The sequence below is a fragment of the Amycolatopsis echigonensis genome (genome assembly GCF_002846615.1).
In the GTDB taxonomy this organism is placed as follows: domain Bacteria; phylum Actinomycetota; class Actinomycetes; order Mycobacteriales; family Pseudonocardiaceae; genus Amycolatopsis; species Amycolatopsis echigonensis.
Window position 1 is genome coordinate 6,781,078 of record NZ_PJMY01000003.1, and the last position, 21,035, is coordinate 6,802,112.

The window sequence follows — 21,035 nt, forward strand, 5'->3', positions numbered from 1 at the left end:
CTGCTGAGTCAACCCTCTTGCCGATAAACTCGGCGATTGTCCGGTACCGGCGAGAGGGGGACAGGTGGACGCCACGCAGCAGCGGCAGCCGCTCGCGGCGACGCGCCGCCGGGTGCTCGACGAACTGCGGGAGCGGATCCTGACTGGGCGGCTGAAGCCGGGAGACCGGCTGGTCGAGCGCGAATTGGCCGAGGATCTCGGGGTGTCGCGGGTGCCGGTGCGCGAGGCGATCCGCAGCCTGGAAGCCGAGGGGTTCGTGGTCGTGCCCTCGCCCCGGCGGGTGGTGGTGCGGCAGCTGGCGCGGACGGACGTCGAGGAGCTGTTCGACGTCCGCGAGGCGCTGGAGAGCCTCGCCGCCGCGCGCGCCGCCGAGCGGGCCGGGAAACCGGAGATGCGCCGGCTGGAGCGGCTCCTCGCCGAGTCCGCGCGGGTCACCAAGGGCGGCGACGGCGCGCGGATCTCCGAGGTCAACAGCAGGCTGCACGACGAGATCATCGCCATCGCGGGCAACCGCCTGCTCACGACGATGCTGCATCCGCTCGAAGGTCAGCTGCGGTGGCTGACCAGCCAGAACGAGCATTGGGACGAACTGCTGGAGGAGCACCGCCGCCTGGTGGAGGCGATCGGGTCCGGCGAGGTGGAGCGGGCGCGCGAGTACGCCGCCGAGCACGTCCGGGTCAACCGCGAGGTCACCCTGCGCGACCTGTTCGGGGACGACGAGCAGGACGAGCGTCCGGCGGGCTGAACGGTGCGTCGTGAGCGTTCAGCCCGGGGAGCAGCAGCACTCGCCGGGCGCGGATCGCTCAGCTGACGACGTCGCTCCACGTCTCGACGAACTTCGGGAACGTCTTGCCGACCGTCTCCGGGTTCTCGACGAGCACGCCGGGCACGCGCAGCCCCAGCACCGCCGCGGCCATCACCAGCCGGTGGTCCTCGTAGGTGTGGAAGACGCCGCCGTGCATCGGGGCCGGGGTGATTTCCAGGCCGTCCTCGAGTTCGGTGACGCGCGCGCCCAGACCGGACAGCTCGGTCGCCAGCGCGGTGAGCCGGTCGGTCTCGTGGCCGCGCAGGTGCGCGACGCCGGTGATGCTCGACGGGCCCTCGGCGAAGCACAGCATCGCCGCGATGACCGGCGTCAGCTCGCCGACCTCGTGCAGGTCGAGGTCGATGCCGGGGAACGCGCCGCCGCCGGTGACGACCAGGCCGTCGTCGTCCAGCGTCGCTTTCGCGCCCAGTTCGGCCACCAGGCCGCGCAGCCAGTCGCCCGGCTGCGTGGTCTGCTTCGGCCAGCCGTGCACCCGGACCGTCCCGCCGCCGACCACCGCGGCGGCCACGAACGGGGCCGCGGTGGACAGATCCGGCTCCACGACGTACTCCGGGCAGGACAGTTTCGCCGGCTCCACGCGGAATTCCGTGCCGGAACGGTCCACTGTGGCCCCGAACCGGCGCAGCATGTCGAGCGTCATCGCGATGTGCGGTTCGCTCGGCGGGGCGCCGCCGACCAGCCGCACCGTCACGCCCTGCCCGAACGCCGGACCGGCGAGCAGCAGCGCGGACAGGAACTGGCTGGAGGCCGACGAATCGAGGTCCACCCGGCCGCCGCGCAGCCCGCCGGTGCCGTGCACGGTGAACGGCGGCGCGCCGCGTCCGCCGTCGTCGATCCGCGCGCCGAGCCTGCGCAGCGCGTCCAGCAGCGGGCCGATCGGACGGCGGCGGATCGCCTCGTCGCCGTCGAACAGCACGGAGGCGTCGCCGAGAGTGGCGAGCGCGGGCGTGAAGCGGGCGACGGTCCCGGCGTTGCCGAGGGTGACGGTCGTCGCGTCGCCGCGGCCGCCGATGGTGCCGAGCGGGTGGACGAGGAAGCCGTCGATGGTCTCTTCGGAAAGCGCGCCCAGCGAGGCGAGCGCGGCCAGCATCAGGCGGGTGTCGCGCGAATCGAGCGGATGGCGCACCCGGGTGGGGGCGCTCGCGAGCGCGGCGAGCACATAGGCCCGGTTGGTGATCGACTTCGATCCGGGGACGCGCACCGCGGCGTCCAGCGAGGCGCCCGCGACCGGGGCGGTCCAGTGGTCATCGCGGAGGTTCGGCACGCCGCGAAGCCTAGCGCGAAGCGGGTGAACCGATTCCGCCGCGCCGGGAAGAGGCGTCGGCGAGCGATCTGCCCGGAGTGGGATATGCTGGCGGCCCGTGGGACTTCAGTCGCGGGCTACCAAGTATGTCTTTGTCACCGGAGGCGTTGCCTCCTCTCTGGGTAAGGGTCTGACGGCGTCCAGCCTCGGACAGCTCCTCACCGCGCGCGGACTTCGCGTCACGATGCAGAAGCTCGACCCGTACCTTAATGTCGACCCCGGGACGATGAACCCGTTCCAGCACGGCGAGGTGTTCGTCACCGACGACGGCGCCGAGACCGATCTCGACATCGGGCACTACGAGCGCTTCCTCGACCGCTCTCTCGACGGCAAGGCGAACGTCACCACCGGCCAGGTGTACTCGGAGGTGATCGCCAAGGAACGCCGCGGCGAGTACCTCGGCGACACCGTCCAGGTGATCCCGCACATCACCGACGAGATCAAGGCGCGGATCACCGCCGCGGCCGGGCCGGACGAGAACGGCGTCGCGCCGGACGTGGTGATCACCGAGGTCGGCGGCACGGTCGGCGACATCGAGTCGCTGCCGTTCCTCGAGGCGTGCCGCCAGGTGCGCCACGACGTCGGCCGCGACCAGTGCTTCTTCCTGCACGTGTCGCTGGTGCCGTACCTCGCCCCCTCAGGCGAGCTCAAGACCAAGCCGACCCAGCACTCGGTCGCCGCGCTGCGCAACATCGGCATCCAGCCGGACGCGCTGGTGTGCCGCGCGGACCGGGAGATCCCGGACGACCTCAAGCGCAAGATCGGCCTGATGTGCGACGTCGACACCGAGGCGGTCATCGCCTGCCCGGACGCGCGCTCGATCTACGACATCCCGAAGGTGCTGCACGGCGAAGCTCTCGACGCGTACGTCGTGCGCCGGCTGGGCCTGCCGTTCCGCGACGTCGACTGGACGGTGTGGGGCGACCTGCTCGACCGCGTGCACAACCCGAGCGAGATCGTCCGGGTCGCGGTGGTGGGCAAGTACATCGACCTGCCGGACGCGTACCTCTCGGTCACCGAGGCGCTGCGCGCGGGCGGGTTCGCGCACCGCGCCAAGGTCGAGATGGTGTGGGTCGCCTCGGACGACGCGCAGACCGAATCCGGCGCGGCGTCCGTGCTGTCCGATGTGGACGGTGTGCTGATCCCGGGCGGGTTCGGCATCCGCGGCATCGAGGGCAAGGTCGGTGCGATCCACTACGCGCGCACGCACGGCGTGCCGCTGCTCGGGCTGTGCCTCGGCCTGCAGTGCATGGTGATCGAAAGCGCCCGGAACCTGGCCGGCATCGAGGGCGCCAACTCGGCCGAGTTCGACGAGTCCACCCGGCACCCGGTGATCTCGACGATGGCCGACCAGCGCGACGTCGTGGCGGGCGAGCGGGACATGGGCGGCACGATGCGGCTCGGCGCGTATCCGGCGAAGCTCAAGCCGGGCTCGCAGGTGGCGAAGGCGTACGGCACCACCGAGGTGTCCGAACGGCACCGGCACCGCTACGAGGTGAACAACGCCTACCGCAAGCAGATCGGCGACGCGGGCCTGGTGTTCTCCGGCACCTCGCCGGACGACCGGCTCGTCGAGTTCGTCGAACTGCCCGCGGACGTGCACCCGTTCTTCGTGGGCACCCAGGCGCACCCCGAGCTGAAGAGCCGTCCGACCCGGCCGCACCCGCTGTTCAGCGCGTTCGTGAAGGCCGTCGTGGACCGCAAGGTCGCCGAGCGGCTCCCGGTCGAGCTGCCCGAGACGCCCGTGGCGGCTCGGTGAGCGCGCCCGGCACGCACGAGTTCTCCGTCGCCGGCACGACGGTCGTCCACGTGGGACGCGTCGTCGGCCTCCGGATCGACGACGTCGTGATGCCCGGCGGGCAGACCGCCAAGCGCGAGGTGGTCGAGCACCTCGGCGCGGTGGTGATCGCGGCGCTGGACAGCGAGGACAACGTCACGCTCGTCCACCAGTACCGGCATCCGCTCGGGCGCAGGCTGTGGGAGCTGCCCGCCGGGCTGATCGACAAGCCGGGGGAGGACCCGGTCGACACGGCCCGGCGCGAGCTGGCCGAGGAGGCCGGTCTGGCGGCGGCCCGCTGGGAGACGCTGGTCGACGTCGCGGCGTCGCCCGGGTTCACCGACGAGGTGGTGCGCGTCTTCCTCGCCCGCGATCTGTCCGAAGTGGACCGCGAGGTGCTCGGCGACGAGGAGGCCGACCTGGTGGTGCGGAAGTTCCCGCTCGCCGAGGCGGTCCGGATGGCGCTGGCCGGCGAGCTGGTCAACGGCGCGACGGTGTCCGGGGTGCTGTCGGCGCACGCGGTCGTGACCGGGGCGGCGGAGACCCGGCCGGCCGACGCGCCGTGGCAGGACCGGCCTTCGCGGTTCGCCCGCCGACTGGCCGAGGGCTGAGTTTCCGGATTCTGTCGGTGTGCCGTCCTAGAGTGGCGGCGTGAACGATGCGGGTGTCGAGGTGCGGGCCGCGATCGCCACGTACCTCGACCACCTCGTCGTCGAACGCGGCACTGCCCGCAACACCCTCGACAGCTACTCCCGCGACCTCCGCCGCTACGCCGCCCATCTGGAAGCGGCGGGGGTCGCGCGGCTCACCGAGGTCACTCCCGCGCATGTCACGTCGTTCGGGGCCGCTCTGCGCGAGGGCGACGAGGAGCACCAGCCGCTGGCGGCGTCGTCGGCCGCTCGGGCGCTCGTCGCGGTGCGAGGGCTGCACAAGTTCGCGCACGCCGACGGTCTCACCGAACACGACCCGGCCCGCGACGTCCGTCCGCCGGCCGCGGCGAAACGGCTGCCCAAGGCGCTGCCGGTCGCGGACGTCTTGAAGCTGCTCGACACTCCGCCGCCGGACGGCGAACGCGCCTTGCGCGACCGTGCGCTGCTGGAGCTGCTCTACTCGACCGGTGCCCGGATCTCCGAGGCGGTCGGGCTCGATGTCGACGATGTGGACGACAACGAGCGCACCGTCCTGCTCGACGGCAAGGGCGGCAAGCAACGGCTCGTGCCGATCGGCCGTCCCGCGCTGGAAGCACTCGGCGCGTACCTGGTCCGCGCCCGCCCGGCGCTCGCCGCGAACGGCCGGGGCACGTCGGCGATCTTCCTCAACGCCCGCGGCAGCCGGCTTTCCCGGCAAAGCGCGTGGCAGGTGCTCAAGGACACCGCCGAGCGGGCCGGGATCACCGCCGCGGTGTCGCCGCACACCCTTCGCCACTCGTTCGCGACCCACCTCCTGGAGGGCGGCGCGGACGTCCGGGTCGTGCAGGAACTGCTCGGCCACGCCTCGGTGACGACGACCCAGGTGTACACGCTCGTCACGGTCACGACGCTGCGAGAGGTCTACGCCACCGCGCATCCGCGCGCGCTCGGCTGAACCCTCGACGCGGCCAAGAGCCTTCCCACGCTGCGGTGACTCGGCCCGTGCGGCCCGGCGCGGCGCTTTGCCGGGGCTCCGGAATCCCGCATAGGCTGCCGGAGACCCCGCCGAGCAAGGAGCTTTCGCGCCATGTCGACACCGACACCGAACCAGCCGGAGGACCCGGCAGCGTCCGCAGGGCCAGCCGGGTCCTCCGGGTCCGCCGGTTCGGCCGCGGCGAGCCTCGAGCACGCGCGGATCGCCGCCCCGGCGGACCACGAGGGCGACGAGCCGCAGCGGCCGGCGACCCGCGCCGAACGCGCCCGGATGCGGGCGAAGGAGCGCGCGGAGAGCGGGATCGGGCCCACCGGGCGCCCGCTGCGCGAGATCCCCGAGCCGCCGCCGCTGGAGCGGCACGGACCGGCGAAGGTGCTCGCCATGTGCAACCAGAAGGGCGGGGTCGGCAAGACCACGTCCACGATCAACCTCGGGGCCGCGCTCGCCGAATGCGGCCGCCGGGTGCTGCTGGTCGACTTCGACCCGCAGGGCGCGCTGTCGGTCGGGCTCGGCATCCAGCCGCACGAACTGGACCAGACGGTCTACAACGTCATCATGGAGCGCTCGGTGCAGATCGAGGATGTGCTCCGCAAAACCCGTGTCGACGGCGTTGACCTGCTGCCGAGCAACATCGACCTGTCCGCGGCGGAGGTCCAGCTCGTCGCGGAGGTAGGGCGCGAGCACACGTTGTTACGGGTCCTTCGTCCGGTGATGAACGACTACGACTATGTTCTTGTCGACTGCCAGCCCTCGCTCGGCCTGTTGACGGTGAACGCATTGACCGCCGCGGACGGTGTGATCATCCCCCTGGAGTGCGAGTTCTTCAGTCTGCGAGGCGTCGCGCTCCTGATCGACACGATCGAGAAGGTGCAGGAACGCCTCAACCCCAAACTGGACATCACGGGGATTCTCGCCACGATGTACGACCCGAGAACCCTGCACTCGAAGGAGGTCATGGCTCGCGTGGTCGAGGCATTCGGCGACACCGTGTTCGACACGGTGATCAACCGCACCGTCCGGTTCCCCGAGACGACGGTCGCGGGCGAACCCATCACGACCTGGGCCCCCAAGTCCGCCGGCGCCGCGGCCTACCGCGCGCTGGCCCGCGAGGTGATCGCTCGGTGAGCAGGCGCGCTTCCCTGCCCGGAGCGTCGGAGCTTTTCCGCCTCACCTCCAGTCCGGCGACCCCCGCGCTCGAACGCCCCGCCGTGCCCGCTCCCGCGGAACCGGTGCAACGCGGCGGCAAGCCCGCGGGCGGCGCGGAAGCCGACCAGCTGGCCCGCAACGCGGCGCGCAGCGGGTCCGGGCGCACCAAGCACGACGCGAAGATCACCGTGTACGTCTCCGGCGAGGAACTGCTCGCGATGGAGCAGGCCCGGCTGAACCTGCGCGCCAAGCACGACCTGGTCGTCGACCGCGGCAGGCTGGTCCGCGAGGCGGTCGCCGTGCTGCTCGCCGACTTCGACCAGCGCGGCGAGGATTCCGTACTGGTGCAGCGATTGCGGGCGGGCAGCGAGGACGGCGGAACCGAGGGCTGATGGACGAACCGGCATCGGCCGAGCTGCCGGAGCCGGAAGCGGCAGTCTCGGACAGCACTCCGAACCCGGAAAGCGCGGCAGGCGAGGAAGTCCCGGAGGACGCGGCCGCGGACTCCGCGGCGACTCCCGCCGACGCCGAGCGCGCTCCGGCGGAGCACGAGACGGTGCACGGCGGCACCATCCCCGAGGGATACGCCGCCGCCGAGGAAGGCTCCTCGAAGTTCAAGGTGCGGCTGCAGAACTTCGAGGGCCCGTTCGACCTGCTGCTGCAGCTGATCTCGCAGCACCAGCTGGACGTCACCGAGGTCGCCCTGCACACGGTCACCGACGACTTCATCGCCTACACCCGTGCGCTCGGCCCGGACTGGAACCTCGACGAGACCACCGAGTTCCTGGTGATCGCGGCGACCCTGCTCGACCTCAAGGCCGCCCGGCTGCTGCCCGCGGCCGAGGTCGAGAACGAGGACGACTTGGCGTTGCTGGAAGCCCGCGACGTGCTGTTCGCGCGGATGCTGCAATACCGCGCGTACAAGCAGGTGGCCGCGCTGTTCGGCGAGCTGGAGGAAGGCGCGCTGCGGCGGTACCCGCGGTCGGTGGCACTGGAGGAGCGGTACCTCGGGCTGCTGCCGGAGGTGATGCTGGGCGTCACGCCGGAGCGGTTCGCGGAGATCGCGGTCGCGGTGTTCCGGCCGAAACCGCCGCCGCAGGTGTCGATCGCGCACATCCACATGGGCCGCGTGTCCGTGCGCGAGCACGCCGCTCTGCTGCGGCTGAAGCTCGCCGAGGCCGGGCAGGCGACGTTCAAGGAACTGACCTCGGACTGCGAGCACACGGTGGAGATCGTGGCCCGGTTCCTCGCGCTGCTGGAGCTCTACCGCGAATCGTCGGTGCAGTTCGACCAGCTGGAGGCGCTGGCGGAACTGCACGTCCGCTGGACCGGCGGCAGCGTGGCCGAGGCGTCCGCCGCCGCCGAGCAGGACCGCGCGGCGGCCGAGGAGGAGGAATACGGGTGAGCACCGAAGACGACCGCGCACCGGAGCGGGAGGAGACTCCGGCCGCGCCGGACGCTCCGGCGGAAGAGGCTCAGGTCGAGGCCGAACAGGCCGCGGCCGAGCCGGTCGGAGAGCAGGAACCGGCCGGGCAGACGGAGCCGGAAACCGCGCCGCAGCCGGAAAACGAGGCCGAGCCGGAGTCCGTCGACGCCGTCGAACCGGACTCCGCGGAAGCCGTCGAGCCCGGCGAGGCATCGGCCGCGGAGGCTGCCGACGCCGAGCCGGAAGCTGAAGCCGTGCCGGAGTCCGACGGCGCCCCCGAACCGGAGCCCGCGCCAGCCGACGACGAAGGCCTGGTCGCCGTGGACAGCGGCCTGCCCAGCGTCGAGGACGACGAGGCGCTGGAAGCCGCTCTCGAAGCGCTGCTGCTCGTCGTGGATTCGCCGATCGCGGAGGATTCCCTCGCCGAAACGCTGGACCAGCCGGTCGCCAGGGTGACCGTCGCGCTGCGGACGATGGCGCAGAAGTTCACCGAGCGGGCCAGCGGGATCGACCTGCGGCGCGTCGGCGAAGGGTGGCGGTTCTACACTAGGGACACCTACGCCCCGTTCGTGGAGAAGCTCCTGCTGGACGGCCAGCGGTCGAAGCTGACCAGGGCCGCGCTGGAGAGCCTCGCCGTGATCGCGTACCGGCAGCCGGTCACCCGGGCCCGGGTCGCGGCGGTGCGCGGGGTGAACGTGGACGGCGTGATCCGGACCCTGCTGGCGCGGGGGCTCATCGAGGAGATGGGCACCGACCCGGAGACCACGGGCACGCTGTACGTGACGACCGAGCTGTTCCTGGAGCGACTGGGGCTGTCGTCGCTGAACGACCTGCCCCCGATCGCTCCGCTGCTACCCGAAGTGGACACCATCGATGACATCTGACGAACACCCCGACGGCATCCGCCTGCAGAAGGTCCTGTCGCAGGCCGGCGTGGCGTCGCGCCGGGCGGCCGAGGACCTGATCGCGGCCGGCCGGGTGGAGGTGGACGGCGAGGTCGTCACCGAGCTGGGCCGCCGCGTGCACCCGGACGAGGCGGTGATCCACGTCGACGGGACGCGGGTCAACCTCCGCGACGACCTCGTGTACCTCGCGTTCAACAAGCCCAAGGGCGTGCACTCGACGATGTCGGACGACCGGGGCCGCCCGTGCGTCGGCGACTACCTGCGCGGCCGGTGGGAGGAGACCCCGGGCGTCGTGCACGTCGGGCGGCTCGACGAGAACACCGAGGGCCTGCTGCTGCTGACCAACGACGGCGACCTCGGGCACCGGCTGATGCACCCGTCGTACCGGGTGCTCAAGACCTACTTCGCGGAGGTCGAGGGCCTGGTGCCGCGCGGGCTGGGCAAGGAGCTGCGCGCGGGCTGGGAACTGCCGGACGGGATCGTGAAGGTCGACCAGTTCCGGGTCAAGGACATGCATTCCGGACGCAGCATGATCGAGCTGGTGATCCACGAGGGACGCAAGCACATCGTGCGCAGGCTGATGGCGGCCACCGGGCATCCGGTGCGCAAGCTGGTCCGCACCGCGGTCGGCGACGTCCAGCTGGGCAACCAGCGCCCGGGCACCATCCGCAGGCTCAACCGCGGCGAGGTCGGCACGCTGTACCGCACCGTGGGACTCTGACCGGTTCCCCACTTTCGGCCCTGCTGCCGGGCATCGGCGCCCGGCCAGAGTTGTCGGCACCCGACGACGACTCTGGAGGGCGACGGGAATGCGTGTGCTGACAGGGCTGTGCGCCGCCGCGGTGCTGGCCGCGGGAGTGGTGGCGCCGGCGGCCGCGACGGCCGCCCCGGCGGGAACGGCGACCGAACCGCGGTACGACTACGCCGGGGCGATCCGCGAAACGGTGTGGGTCGACCTCGGCCGGGACGGCGACGGCGACGGCGTGCCGGACCGCGTCGCCGCGGACATCGTGCGGCCGAAGGAACCGGCCGAGGCGGGCAAGAAGATCCCGGTGATCATGGACGCCAGCCCGTACTACTCCTCGGTGGGGCGGGGCAACGAGACCCAGTTCAAGACGTACGACGCGCAGGGCCGCCCGGTCGGCTTCCCGTTGTTCTACGACAACTATTTCGTGCCGCGCGGGTACGCGGTGGTGCTCGTGGACCTGGCGGGCACCAACCGGTCGACCGGCTGCGTGGACGTCGGCGGGAACTCGGACGTCCAGTCGGCCAAGAAGGTCGTCGACTGGCTCAACGGCCGCGCGACCGGCTACACCGCGAAAACCGGCGGCACGACGATGTCGGCGAACTGGAGCGACGGCGGCGTCGGGATGATCGGCAAGTCCTACGACGGCACCATCGCCAACGGCGTCGCCTCGACCGGCGTCGAGGGGCTCAAGACCATCGTGCCGATCTCCGCGATCAGCTCCTGGTACGACTACTACCGCTCGGACGGCGCGTCGTTCGGCTTCAACCCGGACGGGCTCGCGCAAACCGTCGAGCGGCGCAACGGCGGCCAGGATTGCTCGGCGCAGAACCGGAAACTCGCCGAGGGCGCGACCGAGAACGGCGACTACGGGCCGCTGTGGGCGGAGCGCGACTACGTGGCGAACGCGAAGAACGTGCGTGCCAGCGTGTTCATCTCGCACGGCGTGAACGACCTGAACGTCATGCCGATCAACTACGGCCAATGGTGGGACGCGCTCGCCGCGAAGGGCGTGCAGCGCAAGATCTGGCTCGCGCAGACCGGTCACGTCGACCCGTTCGACTACCGCCGCGCCGAGTGGGTCGACACCTTGCACCGATGGTTCGACCACTACCTGATGGGCATGGACAACGGCATCGACAAGGAACCGATGGCGACCGTCGAGCGGCAGCCGGACCAGTGGGTCGACGAAGCGGCCTACCCCGCGCCCGGCGCGAAAGCCACTGTCCTGCGGCCGCAACCCGGTCGTACGCCGGGCGTCGGCACGCTTGGCACCTCGGGCGGCCGGGGCACCGCGTCGTTCACCGACGACCCGAACGCGGGGGAGAACGCGTGGGCGGCGAATCCGTCGGCCACGTCGGCGAATCGCGTCCTGTACAGCACTGGTGCGCTCGCTTCGCCGGTGCAGGTCTCGGGCACCTCGTCGATCACCGTGACGGCCACGCCGAGCACGTCGACCGCGCGGCTGTCGGCGATGCTGGTGGACTACGGCCCGGCGACGATCCGCAATTTCTCCGGCTCCGGCGAAGGAATCGTGACCGGCACGGACCGCACGTGCTGGGGTTCGAGCACCGACGGCGACAGCGCTTGCTACAAGGTGACGAGCGCGGACACGAAGAACGTGGACTACACGATCATCAGCCGCGGCTGGGCGGATCTGGCGAATTACCAGTCGTTGAGCCGGGAAGCGCGGCTCACGCCGGGCAAGGCGTACACGATGACGTTCCGGCTGGCGAGCACGGACCACATCGTCCCGGCCGGGCACCGGCTGGCGCTGGTGATCGGCGGCACGGACGCCGACTTCATCACTGGACCGGCGAATCCGCCGAAGTTGACCATCGACCTGGCCAAGACCTCGGCTCAGGTTCCGTTGGTCGGCGCGGTTCCGGCGCGCTTCGACTTGCGCTGAAAGCCGTGAAGGGCCCCTCGAAGGAATCAGATTCCCTCAACGGGCCCTTCACGGACGTCAGCTGGCGGTGACGGTTTCCTTGGCGGCGGCCTTGCGCTGCAAGGCTTTCGCGATCGGCTCGACCACTCGCGCCGCAGTCGGGCCGAGGATCGCCATCAGCAGCACATAAGCCGTCGCGAGCGCGGCCAGTTCGCCGTCGACCGCCCCGGCGGTGACGGCCAGCCCGGCGATGACGATCGAAAACTCGCCCCGCGCGACCAGAGCCGCACCGGCGCGGGCTCGGCCGAGCCGCCCGATCTTCTGCCGCCGCGCGGCCCACCATCCGGTGGCCACCTTCGTCAGCGTCGTCACCACCGCGAGCACCGCGGCCCAGCCGAGCACCGGCGGGATCGACGACGGGTTGGTGTTCAGCCCGAACACCACGAAGAACATCGCGGCGAACAAGTCGCGCAACGGCTCCAGCAGCCGGGTCGCGTTGTGCGCGGTCGACCCGGACACCGCGATGCCGAGCAGGAACGCCCCGACCGCCGCGGACACCTGCAGCGCCGACGCGATCCCGGCCACCAGCAGCGCCGCGCCGAGGATCTTGAGCAGGAACACTTCCCGGTCGTCGCTGTCCACCAGCGCCGAGACGTACCGGCCGAACTTGAGCGCGATCACCAGCACCACGGTGATCACCAGCAGCGAGATGCCGACCGCTTCCAGCCCGCCGAGCAGGCTGACCCCGCCGAGGATCGCGGTGAGGATCGGCAGGTACAGCGCCATCACGAGGTCCTCGAACACGAGGATCGACAGGACCACCGGCGTTTCCCGGTTGCCGAGCCGGCCGAGGTCGCCGAGGACCTTCGCGATGATGCCGGACGACGAGATGTACGTGACGCCCGCCATGACAGTCGCGCCGATCGGGCCCCAGCCGAGGATCAGCGCGACCGCCGCGCCGGGCGCGGCGTTGAGCACGATGTCCACGAGGCCCGCGGTCCACGACCGCCGCATGCCGGTGAACAGTTCGGCCGCGGAGTACTCCAGGCCGAGCAGCAGAAGCAGCAGCACCACGCCGATTTCGCTGGCGAGGTGGGCGAAATCGCCGATGTCGGCGAGCGGGATCAGGCCGCCGGAGCCGAAGCACAGGCCGCCGAGCAGGTACAGGGGGATGGGGGAGAGGCCGATCCGGCCGGCGAGCCTGCCCAGCGCGCCGAGCACGAAGAAGACCGCGCCGAGTTCGACCAGCGACAGTGCGGTGTGGTCCATCAGCCGTGCTTGAGGATCTTGGCGGCGGCTTCCAGTCCCTCGGACGTGCCGACGACGACGAGCAGGTCGCCCGCGGTGAACAGGAAGTCCGGCGTCGGCGACGGGTGCACCTGCCCGGCCCGCATCACCGCGACGATCGAGACGCCGGTGCGCGTGCGCATCGCGGTGTCGCCGAGCGAACGGCCGTCGAACGGGCTGTCCGCGGTGATCGGCAGCTGCTTCGTGTTGATGCCCGGCAGCTCGCGGTGCTCCTCGTTCAGCTGTGCCACCAGCTGCGGCGCGCCCAGGAGGTTCGAGAGCGCGCCCGCCTCGTCCGCGGTCAGCGGCAGCGACGCGAGGCAGGCGTCCGGGTCGTCCGATTTGGACACGATCAGCTCGATCTTGCCGTCCCGCTGGGTGACGACGCCGATGCGCCGTCCCGCGCGGGTGGCGAAGTCCTTGCGGACACCGATTCCGGGAAGGGGGGTGACTTCGACGTTCACGGTCGCCACGGTAACCCATTGAACCCATTGTCCGATTCGCGGAGTTCAGCCCAGCAGGAACAGAACCGAGGTGGCGGCCATGAACGCGGCGGTCGCGCCGTGCACGCCGTAGGCGATCCCCTTCTTGCCCTGGTGCCGCAGGATGATCAGCATGTCGCAGAGCGGCATGACGGTCGCGGCCAGCAGCAGCCAGCCGACCAGGTGCGGGCTGCCCGCCAGCATCGCGACGCCGAGGATCAGCCCGGCGCCGAGGTCGCGGTCTCCCTTGATTTCGAAGAACGCCGTCGATCCGGTCGGGATCTCGCGGAGGCCGAAGGTCGCGGCGGTCTTCGCCGGAGCGAGCAGGTAGGTGAACCCGACGTAGATGATGCCGAGAACGGGGATGCAGGCGAGGACGTAAGCGGTGATCAGCATGGGAACCCCAGTGAGTTAGCAGTGCTAGGAACAAGCGCAACGCTAGACTAGCGGCGCTAGGTTGTCTAGCAGTGCCTGACCTTTCGCTGCGGGCACCGCCTGAGGCGCCGGGACCGGCTACGGGCAGAATGAGCCGGACCGGGTGTGCGGGACGAACGTGAGGAGAGCATCGGTGACGGGAGCCCTACGTGGGGTGGTCGCGCTGGACGGCCCGTCGGGAACCGGCAAGACCACGGTGGCGCGCAAGCTCGCCGGACGGCTGAGCGCCCGCTACCTCGACACCGGAGCGATGTACCGCGTCGTCACGCTGGCCGCGCTGCGGGCCGGGGTCGATCTCGCCGACGAACACGCGGTCGGCGCGCTCGCGCACGACGTCGACTTCTCGCTCGGCACCGACCCGGACCGGCCGGACGTCCGGCTGGCCGGCGAGGACGTGGCCGCCGAGATCCGCGGCCCCGAGGTGACCGGCGCGGTGTCGCCGGTGTCGGCCGTGCCGCAGGTGCGCGAGGTGCTGGTCGCCCGCCAGCGCCGGATGATCGCCGACGCGGTCGAGGACGACGGCGGGATCGTCGTGGAGGGCCGCGACATCGGCACCACCGTCGCGCCGGACGCGCCGCTCAAGATCTACCTCACCGCCTCGGCCGAGGTCCGCGCCGCGCGCCGGAACACCCAGGACTCCGCGGCGGGACGGGCCTCGAGCGTCGAGTCCGCCCGGGAATCGGTGGAGCGCCGCGACCGGATCGACTCCACCCGCGCCGCCTCGCCGCTGCGCGCGGCCGGGGACGCGGTCCAGGTGGACACGTCCGAGCTGACGATCGACCAGGTGATCGTCGCGCTGGCCGAACTCGCCCGCGGGCGGGGGCTGCTCGGCGACTGCCCGGCCGCACCGGCCGCCGCCGAGGCCGGGGTCAGCCGGTGAGCGGCGCCCTCCCCGAGGGGGCGAACGGCCTCCTGCTCGACATCGGGCGGACGGCGGGCCGGTATTATCTGCGTCCGGCGTTCCGGATCCGGGTGCACGGCCGCGACCGGGTGCCCGCCGACGGCCCGCTCGTCGTGATCGCGAACCACAGCTCGAACGTCGATCCGCAGCTGGTGATCGGAATGCTTCCGCGGCGCAGCGCGTTCCTGGCCAAGGCGGAGTTGTTCACGGGGATCGGCGGCCGGTTCCTGCGGGCGATCGGCCAGATCCCGGTCCGCCGGGGCGAGATCGACCGGACGCCGCTGACCACGGCGGTCGGCGTGCTCAAGGCGGGCGGTGCGGTCGGGATCTTCCCCGAAGGCACTCGCGGCGAGGGCGACGTCGGGGCCGCCGAACGCGGCGCGGCGTGGCTCGTGCGCGCTTCGGGAGCCACCGTGCTGCCGATCGCGATCCGCGGGACGCGCAAGCCCGCCGACGGCAAGCGGCGGTGGCGGCCGCGCGTGGACCTCCTCTTCGGGGAGCCGTTCGCGCTGAAGGTCGGTCCGGGCCGGAAAGGGCTCGACCAGGGCACCGAAGAGCTGCGCGCGCAGCTCGCGGCGCTCGTACAGGCTTTGGACGACTGGCGCGGCGAACACGGGTTCGCCACGCCGTAGGTGAAGTGGGAAACAATGACAGGGTTTGACGCCGCCGACAGTGCGGTGGACGGTCTCGGCGAGATCGACGGGACGTGGGCCGACGAGTCCGAGTTCGCCGCGCTCGACGCACGGATCGAGGCCGACGAGGCCGAGGGCCGGGCGGCCGCCGCGCAGCCGGTGCTCGCCGTCGTCGGCCGGCCGAACGTGGGCAAGTCCACGCTGGTCAACCGCATCCTCGGCCGCCGGGAAGCGGTCGTGCAGGACGTGCCGGGCGTGACCCGCGACCGGGTCGCCTACGACGCGTTCTGGGCCGGGCGCCGCTTCACGCTCGTCGACACCGGCGGCTGGGAGCCCGACGCCACCGGCCTGCAGGCCTCGGTCGCGGCGCAGGCCGAGATGGCCATGCAGACCGCGGACGCGGTGCTGCTGGTCGTCGACGCGACGGTCGGGGCCACCGCCACCGACGAGGCCGTCGCGCGCGTGCTGCGCCGTTCGAAGAAGCCGGTCCTGCTGGCGGCGAACAAGGTGGACGACGACCGGCTGCTGGCCGACACCGCGTCGCTGTGGTCGCTGGGCCTCGGCGAGCCGCACCCGGTCAGCGCGCTGCACGGGCGCAGCTCGGGCGACCTGCTCGACTCCGTCATGGCCGCGCTGCCCGAAGCGCCGCGCGAAGCCGGCACGGTGACCGCCGGGCCGCGCCGCGTCGCGCTGGTCGGCAAGCCGAACGTCGGCAAGTCCAGCCTGCTCAACCGGCTTTCCGGCGAGCAGCGCTCGGTGGTCGACTCGGTCGCGGGCACCACGGTTGACCCGGTCGACTCGCTGGTCGAGCTGGACGGCGAGGTCTGGCGGTTCGTGGACACCGCGGGCCTGCGCAAGCGCGTCAACTTCGCCGACGGCGCGGAGTACTACGCCTCGCTGCGCACCAAGACCGCGATCGACGCGGCCGAGGTCGCGATCGTGCTGCTGGACGCCTCCGAACCGCTGACCGAACAGGACCTGCGGGTGCTGACGATGGTGGTCGAGGCGGGCCGCGCGTGCGTGCTCGCGTTCAACAAATGGGACCTGGTCGACGAGGACCGCCGGCACGCCATGGTGCGCGAGCTGGACCGCGGCCTCGTGCGGGTGCCGTGGGCGGAGAAGGTCAACATCTCCGCGCTCACCGGGCGCGCGGTGCGCAAGCTCGCGCCCGCCCTGCGCACGGCGCTGTCGTCGTGGGACCAGCGCGTGTCGACCGGTCAGCTCAACGGCTGGCTGTCCGACCTCATCGCGGCCACCCCGCCGCCGGTGCGCGGCGGCAAGCAGCCGAAGGTGCTGTTCGCGACGCAGGCGGGCATCCGGCCGCCGACGCTGGTGCTGTTCACCACCGGGTTCCTCGAGGCCGGTTATCGCCGGTTCATCGAGCGGAAATTCCGCGAGCAGTTCGGCTTCGCGGGCAGTCCCGTCCGGGTGAATGTGCGCGTCCGCGAAAAGAAGCAGAAGCCGAAGGCGGGCGGAAAAGCGGCCCGCAACCGCTGATTCCTTTCCCGGCAAGGGAATTCCCGCCGCCTCGGGTTTCGGGGAATTCCCTTGCCGGACCTGCGGACGGTGACGTCCGACACGCGGCCGTTACCCTGACGCGACCTTGGCTTCATTGCCGCGTAAGGTAGACGGTCGCTACGGGCGCCTCATTCGGATGGCCAGCCCGAATGACGCTCGCGAAAGGTGAGTGATGGGCTTGCGCGCCCAGAGTTCGATCCTGTTCCCGTCGTTCCGGAATACCGGAACGCGCCCGGCCGCCGAGGTGGCCCGGTGACGCTGACCGCCGATTCCGGCAGTGCCGACGCCCTGACTATCGCCGTCGAGGCCGCGCTCTCGCCGGCCCTGTTCGAGACCGCGGCGCCCGCCGCCGAACGCACCCTTCTGGACATCCTCGCCGCGACGGCGGAGAAGCACCCGAACGCCGCCGCGCTCGACGACGGCACGGGCCCGCTGAGCTATCGCAGGCTGATGGAAGAGATCGACGCGTACGCCCGCAAGCTGCGCGAGCACGGCGTCGGCCTCGGCGACCGCGTCGGCATCCGGATCTCCTCCGGCACCGCCGAGCTGTACGTCGCGATCCTGGCGACCCTGTCGGTCGGCGCGGCGTACGTGCCGGTCGACGCGGACGACCCCGACGAGCGAGCCGAGCTGGTGTTCGGCGAGGCCGGCGTCGCGGCGATCGCCACCGACGGCGAAATCACCGTCGCCGGGACGCCGAGCGGCGCCACCGGCCGCCCCGGCCCGGGCGACGACGCGTGGATCATCTTCACCTCCGGCTCGACCGGCAAGCCCAAGGGCGTCGCGGTCACGCACGCTTCGGCGGCGGCCTTCGTGGACGCCGAAGCGCAGCTTTTCCTGACCGACGAGCCGATCGGCCCCGGCGACCGGGTGCTGGCCGGGCTGAGCGTCGCGTTCGACGCCTCCTGCGAAGAAATGTGGCTGGCCTGGCGGCACGGCGCGTGCCTGGTGCCCGCGCCGCGCGCGCTGGTGCGCACCGGCGTCGACCTCGGCCCGTGGCTGGTCGCGCAGGGCATCACGGTCGTCTCGACGGTGCCGACGCTGGCCGCGCTGTGGCCGGCGGACGCGCTGGAAGACGTGCGGCTGCTCATCTTCGGCGGCGAAGCCTGCCCGCCGGAGCTGGCCGAGCGCGTGGCCGTCGAAGGCCGCGAAGTGTGGAACACCTACGGCCCGACCGAGGCGACCGTCGTCGCCTGCGCCGCGCAGATGACCGGCGAGGGCCCGGTGCGGATCGGCCTGCCGCTGGTCGGCTGGCAGCTCGTCGTGGTGAACGAAGAGGGCGAGCCAGTCGCCATGGGCGAGACCGGCGAACTGGTCATCGGCGGGGCCGGGCTCGCCCGCTACCTCGACGCGGAGAAGGACGCGCAGAAGTTCGCGCCGCTGCCGTCGATGGGCTGGGAGCGCGCCTACCGCAGCGGCGACATGGTCCGCGCGGAGCCGGAAGGCCTGCTGTTCCTCGGCCGGCTCGACGAGCAGATCAAGCTCGGCGGCCGCCGGATCGAACTGGGCGAGGTCGACGCGGCGCTGCAGGCGCTGCCCGGCGTGCGCGGTGCGGCCGCGGCCGTGCGCCGCACCAAGGCGGGCAACCAGGTCCTGGTCGGCTACATCGTCCCGGAGGACGGCGAAACCCTCGACACGGACGACGCCGCGACCCGGCTGCGCGCACAGCTGCCCGCCGCGCTGGTGCCGCTGCTCGCGACGATCGGCGACCTGCCGACCCGCACGTCCGGCAAAGTCGACCGCGCCGCACTGCCGTGGCCGCTGTCCACTGTGGACGCCAGCGCGGCCGGATTGTCGCCCACCGAGGCGTGGCTGGCGGAAGGCTGGAGCGAGATCCTCGGCGTGTCGGTGAGCAACGCCGGAGCCGACTTCTTCACCAACGGCGGCGGCAGCCTGACCGCGGCGCAGCTGATCGCGCGCATCCGCACCCGCCACCCCGAGGTGTCGGTCAGCGACATCTACCAGAACCCGAAGCTCGGGGCGCTGGCCGCGAAACTGGACGCGCTGCGCGGCGAGGAGACCGAGCGCCGCGAGATCGCGCCGACGCCGCGCCGCGCCGGGCTCGTGCAGTCCCTGCTGATGGTCCCGCTGATGGGCCTCGTCGGGCTGCGCTGGACGACGCTCGCCGCCGCCTGCTCGAACGTGCTGGCGCTGCTGGGCGTCTCCTGGGCGCCGACGCTGAACTGGGCGTGGCTGGTGCTCGCCTACCTGGTGCTGTTCACCCCGGCGGGCCGCATCGCCCTCGCCGCAGGCGGTGCGCGCGTGCTGCTGTCCGGGGTCCGCCCCGGCAGCTACCCGCGCGGCGGGAGCGTCCACTTGCGACTGTGGACCGCCGAGAAGCTGGCCGAGTTCAGCGGCGCGGACAGCGTCGCGGGCGCGTCGTGGATGACGACGTACGCGAAGGCGCTCGGCGCGCGCATCGGCAAGGACGTGGACCTGCACTCGCCGCCGCCGGTCACCGGTTTCCTCAAGCTGGGCCGTGGCGCGGCGGTGGAGCCCGAGGTCGATCTGTCCGGCCACTGGGTCGACGGCGACGTCGTGCACATCGGCAAGGTGCGCATCGGGGCCGAGGCCCGGGTCGGCTCGCGCAGCACGCTGTTCCCCGGCGCCCGGATCGGCAAGGGCGCGGAGATCGCCGCCGGGTCGACCGTGCGCGGCGCGGTTCCGGCGGGCCAGCGCTGGGCCGGTTCGCCCGCGGTGCGCTCGGACGTCAAGGACGCGCTGAAGTGGCCGTCGAGCCGTCCGCCGCGGTCGCGGTTCTGGGCCTCGGTGTACGGCGCGACCTCGGTGTTCCTCGGGCTGCTGCCCGGGATCGCCGCGCTGCCGGGCGTCGCGGTGATCGGGTACGCGGTCGTCGGCACCCCTGACTGGGGCGCTGCGCTGGGCCAGGCGCTGCTGTTCGTGCCGGTCGCCACCGTCGCCTACTTCCTGACCTACGCGCTGCTCGTGCTGGCCGGTGTCCGCGCGCTCGGCGTCGGCATGGTCGAGGGCTACCACCCGGTGCACGGCCGCGTCGCGTGGCAGGTCTGGGCGACCGAGCGGCTGATGGGGATGGCCCGCGAAGGCCTGTTCCCGTTGTACGCCAGCCTGTTCACGCCGGTGTGGCTGCGGCTGCTGGGCGCGAAGGTCGGCCGCAACGTGGAGGCGTCGACCGTCCTCGCGCTGCCCAAGATGACCAAAGTGGACAGTGGCGCGTTCCTGGCCGACGACACCATGGTCGCCACCTACGAACTGGGCCACGGCTGGCTGCACGCCGCCCCGGCGCGGATCGGCAAGCAGGCGTTCCTCGGCAACTCGGGGATGACCGCGCCGGGCCGTTCGGTGCCGAAGCGCGGGCTGGTCGGGGTGCTCTCCTCGACGCCGGCGAAGGCGAAGAAGGGCTCGTCGTACCTGGGCATGCCGCCGCTGCCGGTGCGCCGCGCGGTGGAGGAGAGCGACACCAGCCGGACGTACACGCCGCCGCTGCACCTCAAGGCGGCGCGGGCGCTGGTCGAGCTGTGCCGGATCCTGCCGGTGATGTGCGCGGTCGCGCTCACCGTCGGCGTCGCGGTTTCGCTGCTGGCGCTGGCGGCGCGGGGCGGCTTCTGGGTCGCCGCGCTGCTGGCCGGGCCGGTGCTGCTGGCCGCCGGGATCGTCGCGGCGCTCACCGCGACCGCGGCGAAGTGGCTGCTGGTCGGCAAGTTCCGCGAGATCGACCACCCGTTGTGGAGTTCGTTCGTGTGGCGCAACGAGCTGGCCGACACGTTCGTCGAGGCGCTCGCGGTGCCGTGGCTGATCGGGTCGCTCGGCGGCACGCCGCTGCTGCCCGCGTGGCTGCGCACGATGGGCGTCAAGATCGGCCGCGGCGTCTGGCTCGACACCTACTGGCTGCCGGAGTCCGACCTGGTCGAACTGGGCGACGGCGCGACGATCAACCGCGGCTGCGTGGTGCAGACGCACCTGTTCCACGACCGGATCATGACGATGTCGCGGGTGACCCTCGCCGAGGGCGCGACGCTCGGCCCGCACGGGATCGTGCTTCCGGGCGCGAGCATCGGCGCGCGCACCACGGTGGGCCCCGGCTCGCTCGTGACGCGCGGCGACGCGGTCCCCGCGGACAGCCGCTGGCTCGGCAATCCGATCTCGGCCTGGCGGCGGTGAG

At 72.0% G+C, this 21,035-nt stretch carries 18 protein-coding genes; 14 read left to right on the forward strand and 4 right to left on the reverse strand.

Annotated elements, in window-relative coordinates; genetic code table 11:
- The first annotated feature begins 64 nt into the window (after positions 1–64).
- Positions 65–745: a GntR family transcriptional regulator gene (locus tag ATK30_RS37080; protein ID WP_101439406.1), complete on the forward strand. Its 681-nt coding sequence runs from the start codon at positions 65–67 to the stop codon at positions 743–745.
- Positions 746–803: 58 nt separating this feature from the next.
- Here the strand turns inward: ATK30_RS37080 and aroA are convergent, their stop codons facing one another.
- The gene (aroA, locus tag ATK30_RS37085) at positions 804–2,090 is read right to left on the reverse strand and encodes a 3-phosphoshikimate 1-carboxyvinyltransferase (protein ID WP_101439407.1); all 1,287 of its coding nucleotides are present in this window, start codon (positions 2,088–2,090) and stop codon (positions 804–806) included.
- A 97-nt stretch (positions 2,091–2,187) separates the two neighbouring features.
- On the opposite strand from aroA, the gene ATK30_RS37090 reads away from it, so the two are divergent.
- From ATK30_RS37090 to ATK30_RS37135, 9 genes are all read left to right on the forward strand, one after another.
- Positions 2,188–3,888 (forward strand): CTP synthase, encoded by a 1,701-nt coding sequence (locus ATK30_RS37090; protein ID WP_101439408.1) that lies wholly within the window; start codon positions 2,188–2,190, stop codon positions 3,886–3,888.
- Positions 3,885–4,517, forward strand: a complete 633-nt coding sequence (locus ATK30_RS37095) for an NUDIX domain-containing protein (RefSeq protein WP_101439409.1) — start codon at positions 3,885–3,887, stop codon at positions 4,515–4,517. The genes ATK30_RS37090 and ATK30_RS37095 overlap by 4 nt, the downstream gene beginning before the upstream one ends.
- Positions 4,518–4,557: 40 nt before the next feature.
- Positions 4,558–5,490, forward strand: a complete 933-nt coding sequence (gene xerD / locus ATK30_RS37100) for a site-specific tyrosine recombinase XerD (protein WP_101439410.1) — start codon at positions 4,558–4,560, stop codon at positions 5,488–5,490.
- A gap of 132 nt (positions 5,491–5,622) precedes the next feature.
- Entirely contained in the window at positions 5,623–6,654 is a 1,032-nt protein-coding gene (locus ATK30_RS37105) for a ParA family protein (RefSeq protein ID WP_101439411.1), read from the forward strand.
- Positions 6,651–7,067, forward strand: coding sequence for a cobyrinic acid a,c-diamide synthase (locus ATK30_RS37110; protein WP_101439412.1), 417 nt, complete (start codon positions 6,651–6,653; stop codon positions 7,065–7,067). The genes ATK30_RS37105 and ATK30_RS37110 overlap by 4 nt, the downstream gene beginning before the upstream one ends.
- Positions 7,067–8,080, forward strand: coding sequence for a segregation and condensation protein A (locus ATK30_RS37120; RefSeq protein WP_244194840.1), 1,014 nt, complete (start codon positions 7,067–7,069; stop codon positions 8,078–8,080). Before ATK30_RS37110 ends, ATK30_RS37120 begins: the two co-directional genes overlap by 1 nt.
- Entirely contained in the window at positions 8,077–8,985 is a 909-nt protein-coding gene (gene scpB / locus ATK30_RS37125) for an SMC-Scp complex subunit ScpB (RefSeq protein ID WP_101439413.1), read from the forward strand. The genes ATK30_RS37120 and scpB overlap by 4 nt, the downstream gene beginning before the upstream one ends.
- Positions 8,975–9,727 (forward strand): pseudouridine synthase, encoded by a 753-nt coding sequence (locus tag ATK30_RS37130; protein WP_101439414.1) that lies wholly within the window; start codon positions 8,975–8,977, stop codon positions 9,725–9,727. The genes scpB and ATK30_RS37130 overlap by 11 nt, the downstream gene beginning before the upstream one ends.
- A gap of 88 nt (positions 9,728–9,815) precedes the next feature.
- On the forward strand, positions 9,816–11,660 hold the full coding sequence (locus ATK30_RS37135) for a Xaa-Pro dipeptidyl-peptidase (protein ID WP_101439415.1): 1,845 nt from the start codon (positions 9,816–9,818) through the stop codon (positions 11,658–11,660).
- 57 nt (positions 11,661–11,717) lie between these two features.
- On the opposite strand, the gene ATK30_RS37140 is transcribed toward ATK30_RS37135, so the two are convergent.
- The 3 genes from ATK30_RS37140 to ATK30_RS37150 are packed head-to-tail and all read right to left on the reverse strand — an operon-like array spanning position 11,718 to position 13,804.
- Positions 11,718–12,908: a cation:proton antiporter gene (locus ATK30_RS37140; protein ID WP_101439416.1), complete on the reverse strand. Its 1,191-nt coding sequence runs from the start codon at positions 12,906–12,908 to the stop codon at positions 11,718–11,720.
- Positions 12,908–13,390: a cation:proton antiporter regulatory subunit gene (locus tag ATK30_RS37145; RefSeq protein WP_101441262.1), complete on the reverse strand. Its 483-nt coding sequence runs from the start codon at positions 13,388–13,390 to the stop codon at positions 12,908–12,910. Before ATK30_RS37145 ends, ATK30_RS37140 begins: the two co-directional genes overlap by 1 nt.
- A 45-nt stretch (positions 13,391–13,435) precedes the next feature.
- Complete coding sequence (locus ATK30_RS37150) at positions 13,436–13,804, reverse strand: DUF4267 domain-containing protein (RefSeq protein ID WP_101439417.1); 369 nt, start codon at positions 13,802–13,804, stop codon at positions 13,436–13,438.
- Between the two features lie 193 nt (positions 13,805–13,997).
- On the opposite strand from ATK30_RS37150, the gene cmk reads away from it, so the two are divergent.
- The 4 genes from cmk to ATK30_RS37170 all read left to right on the forward strand — a co-directional run bounded on the left by cmk (position 13,998) and on the right by ATK30_RS37170 (position 21,034).
- On the forward strand, positions 13,998–14,723 hold the full coding sequence (gene cmk / locus ATK30_RS37155; protein ID WP_101439418.1) for a (d)CMP kinase: 726 nt from the start codon (positions 13,998–14,000) through the stop codon (positions 14,721–14,723).
- Positions 14,720–15,376 carry a lysophospholipid acyltransferase family protein gene (locus ATK30_RS37160; RefSeq protein ID WP_183124714.1) on the forward strand — a complete coding sequence of 219 codons (657 nt, stop codon included), beginning with the start codon at positions 14,720–14,722 and terminating at the stop codon, positions 15,374–15,376. The genes cmk and ATK30_RS37160 overlap by 4 nt, the downstream gene beginning before the upstream one ends.
- Positions 15,377–15,391: 15 nt before the next feature.
- Positions 15,392–16,873, forward strand: coding sequence for a ribosome biogenesis GTPase Der (der, locus tag ATK30_RS37165; protein ID WP_101439419.1), 1,482 nt, complete (start codon positions 15,392–15,394; stop codon positions 16,871–16,873).
- 309 nt (positions 16,874–17,182) lie between these two features.
- Positions 17,183–21,034: a Pls/PosA family non-ribosomal peptide synthetase gene (locus tag ATK30_RS37170; RefSeq protein WP_463672431.1), complete on the forward strand. Its 3,852-nt coding sequence runs from the start codon at positions 17,183–17,185 to the stop codon at positions 21,032–21,034.
- The last annotated feature ends 1 nt before the right edge of the window (position 21,035 follow it).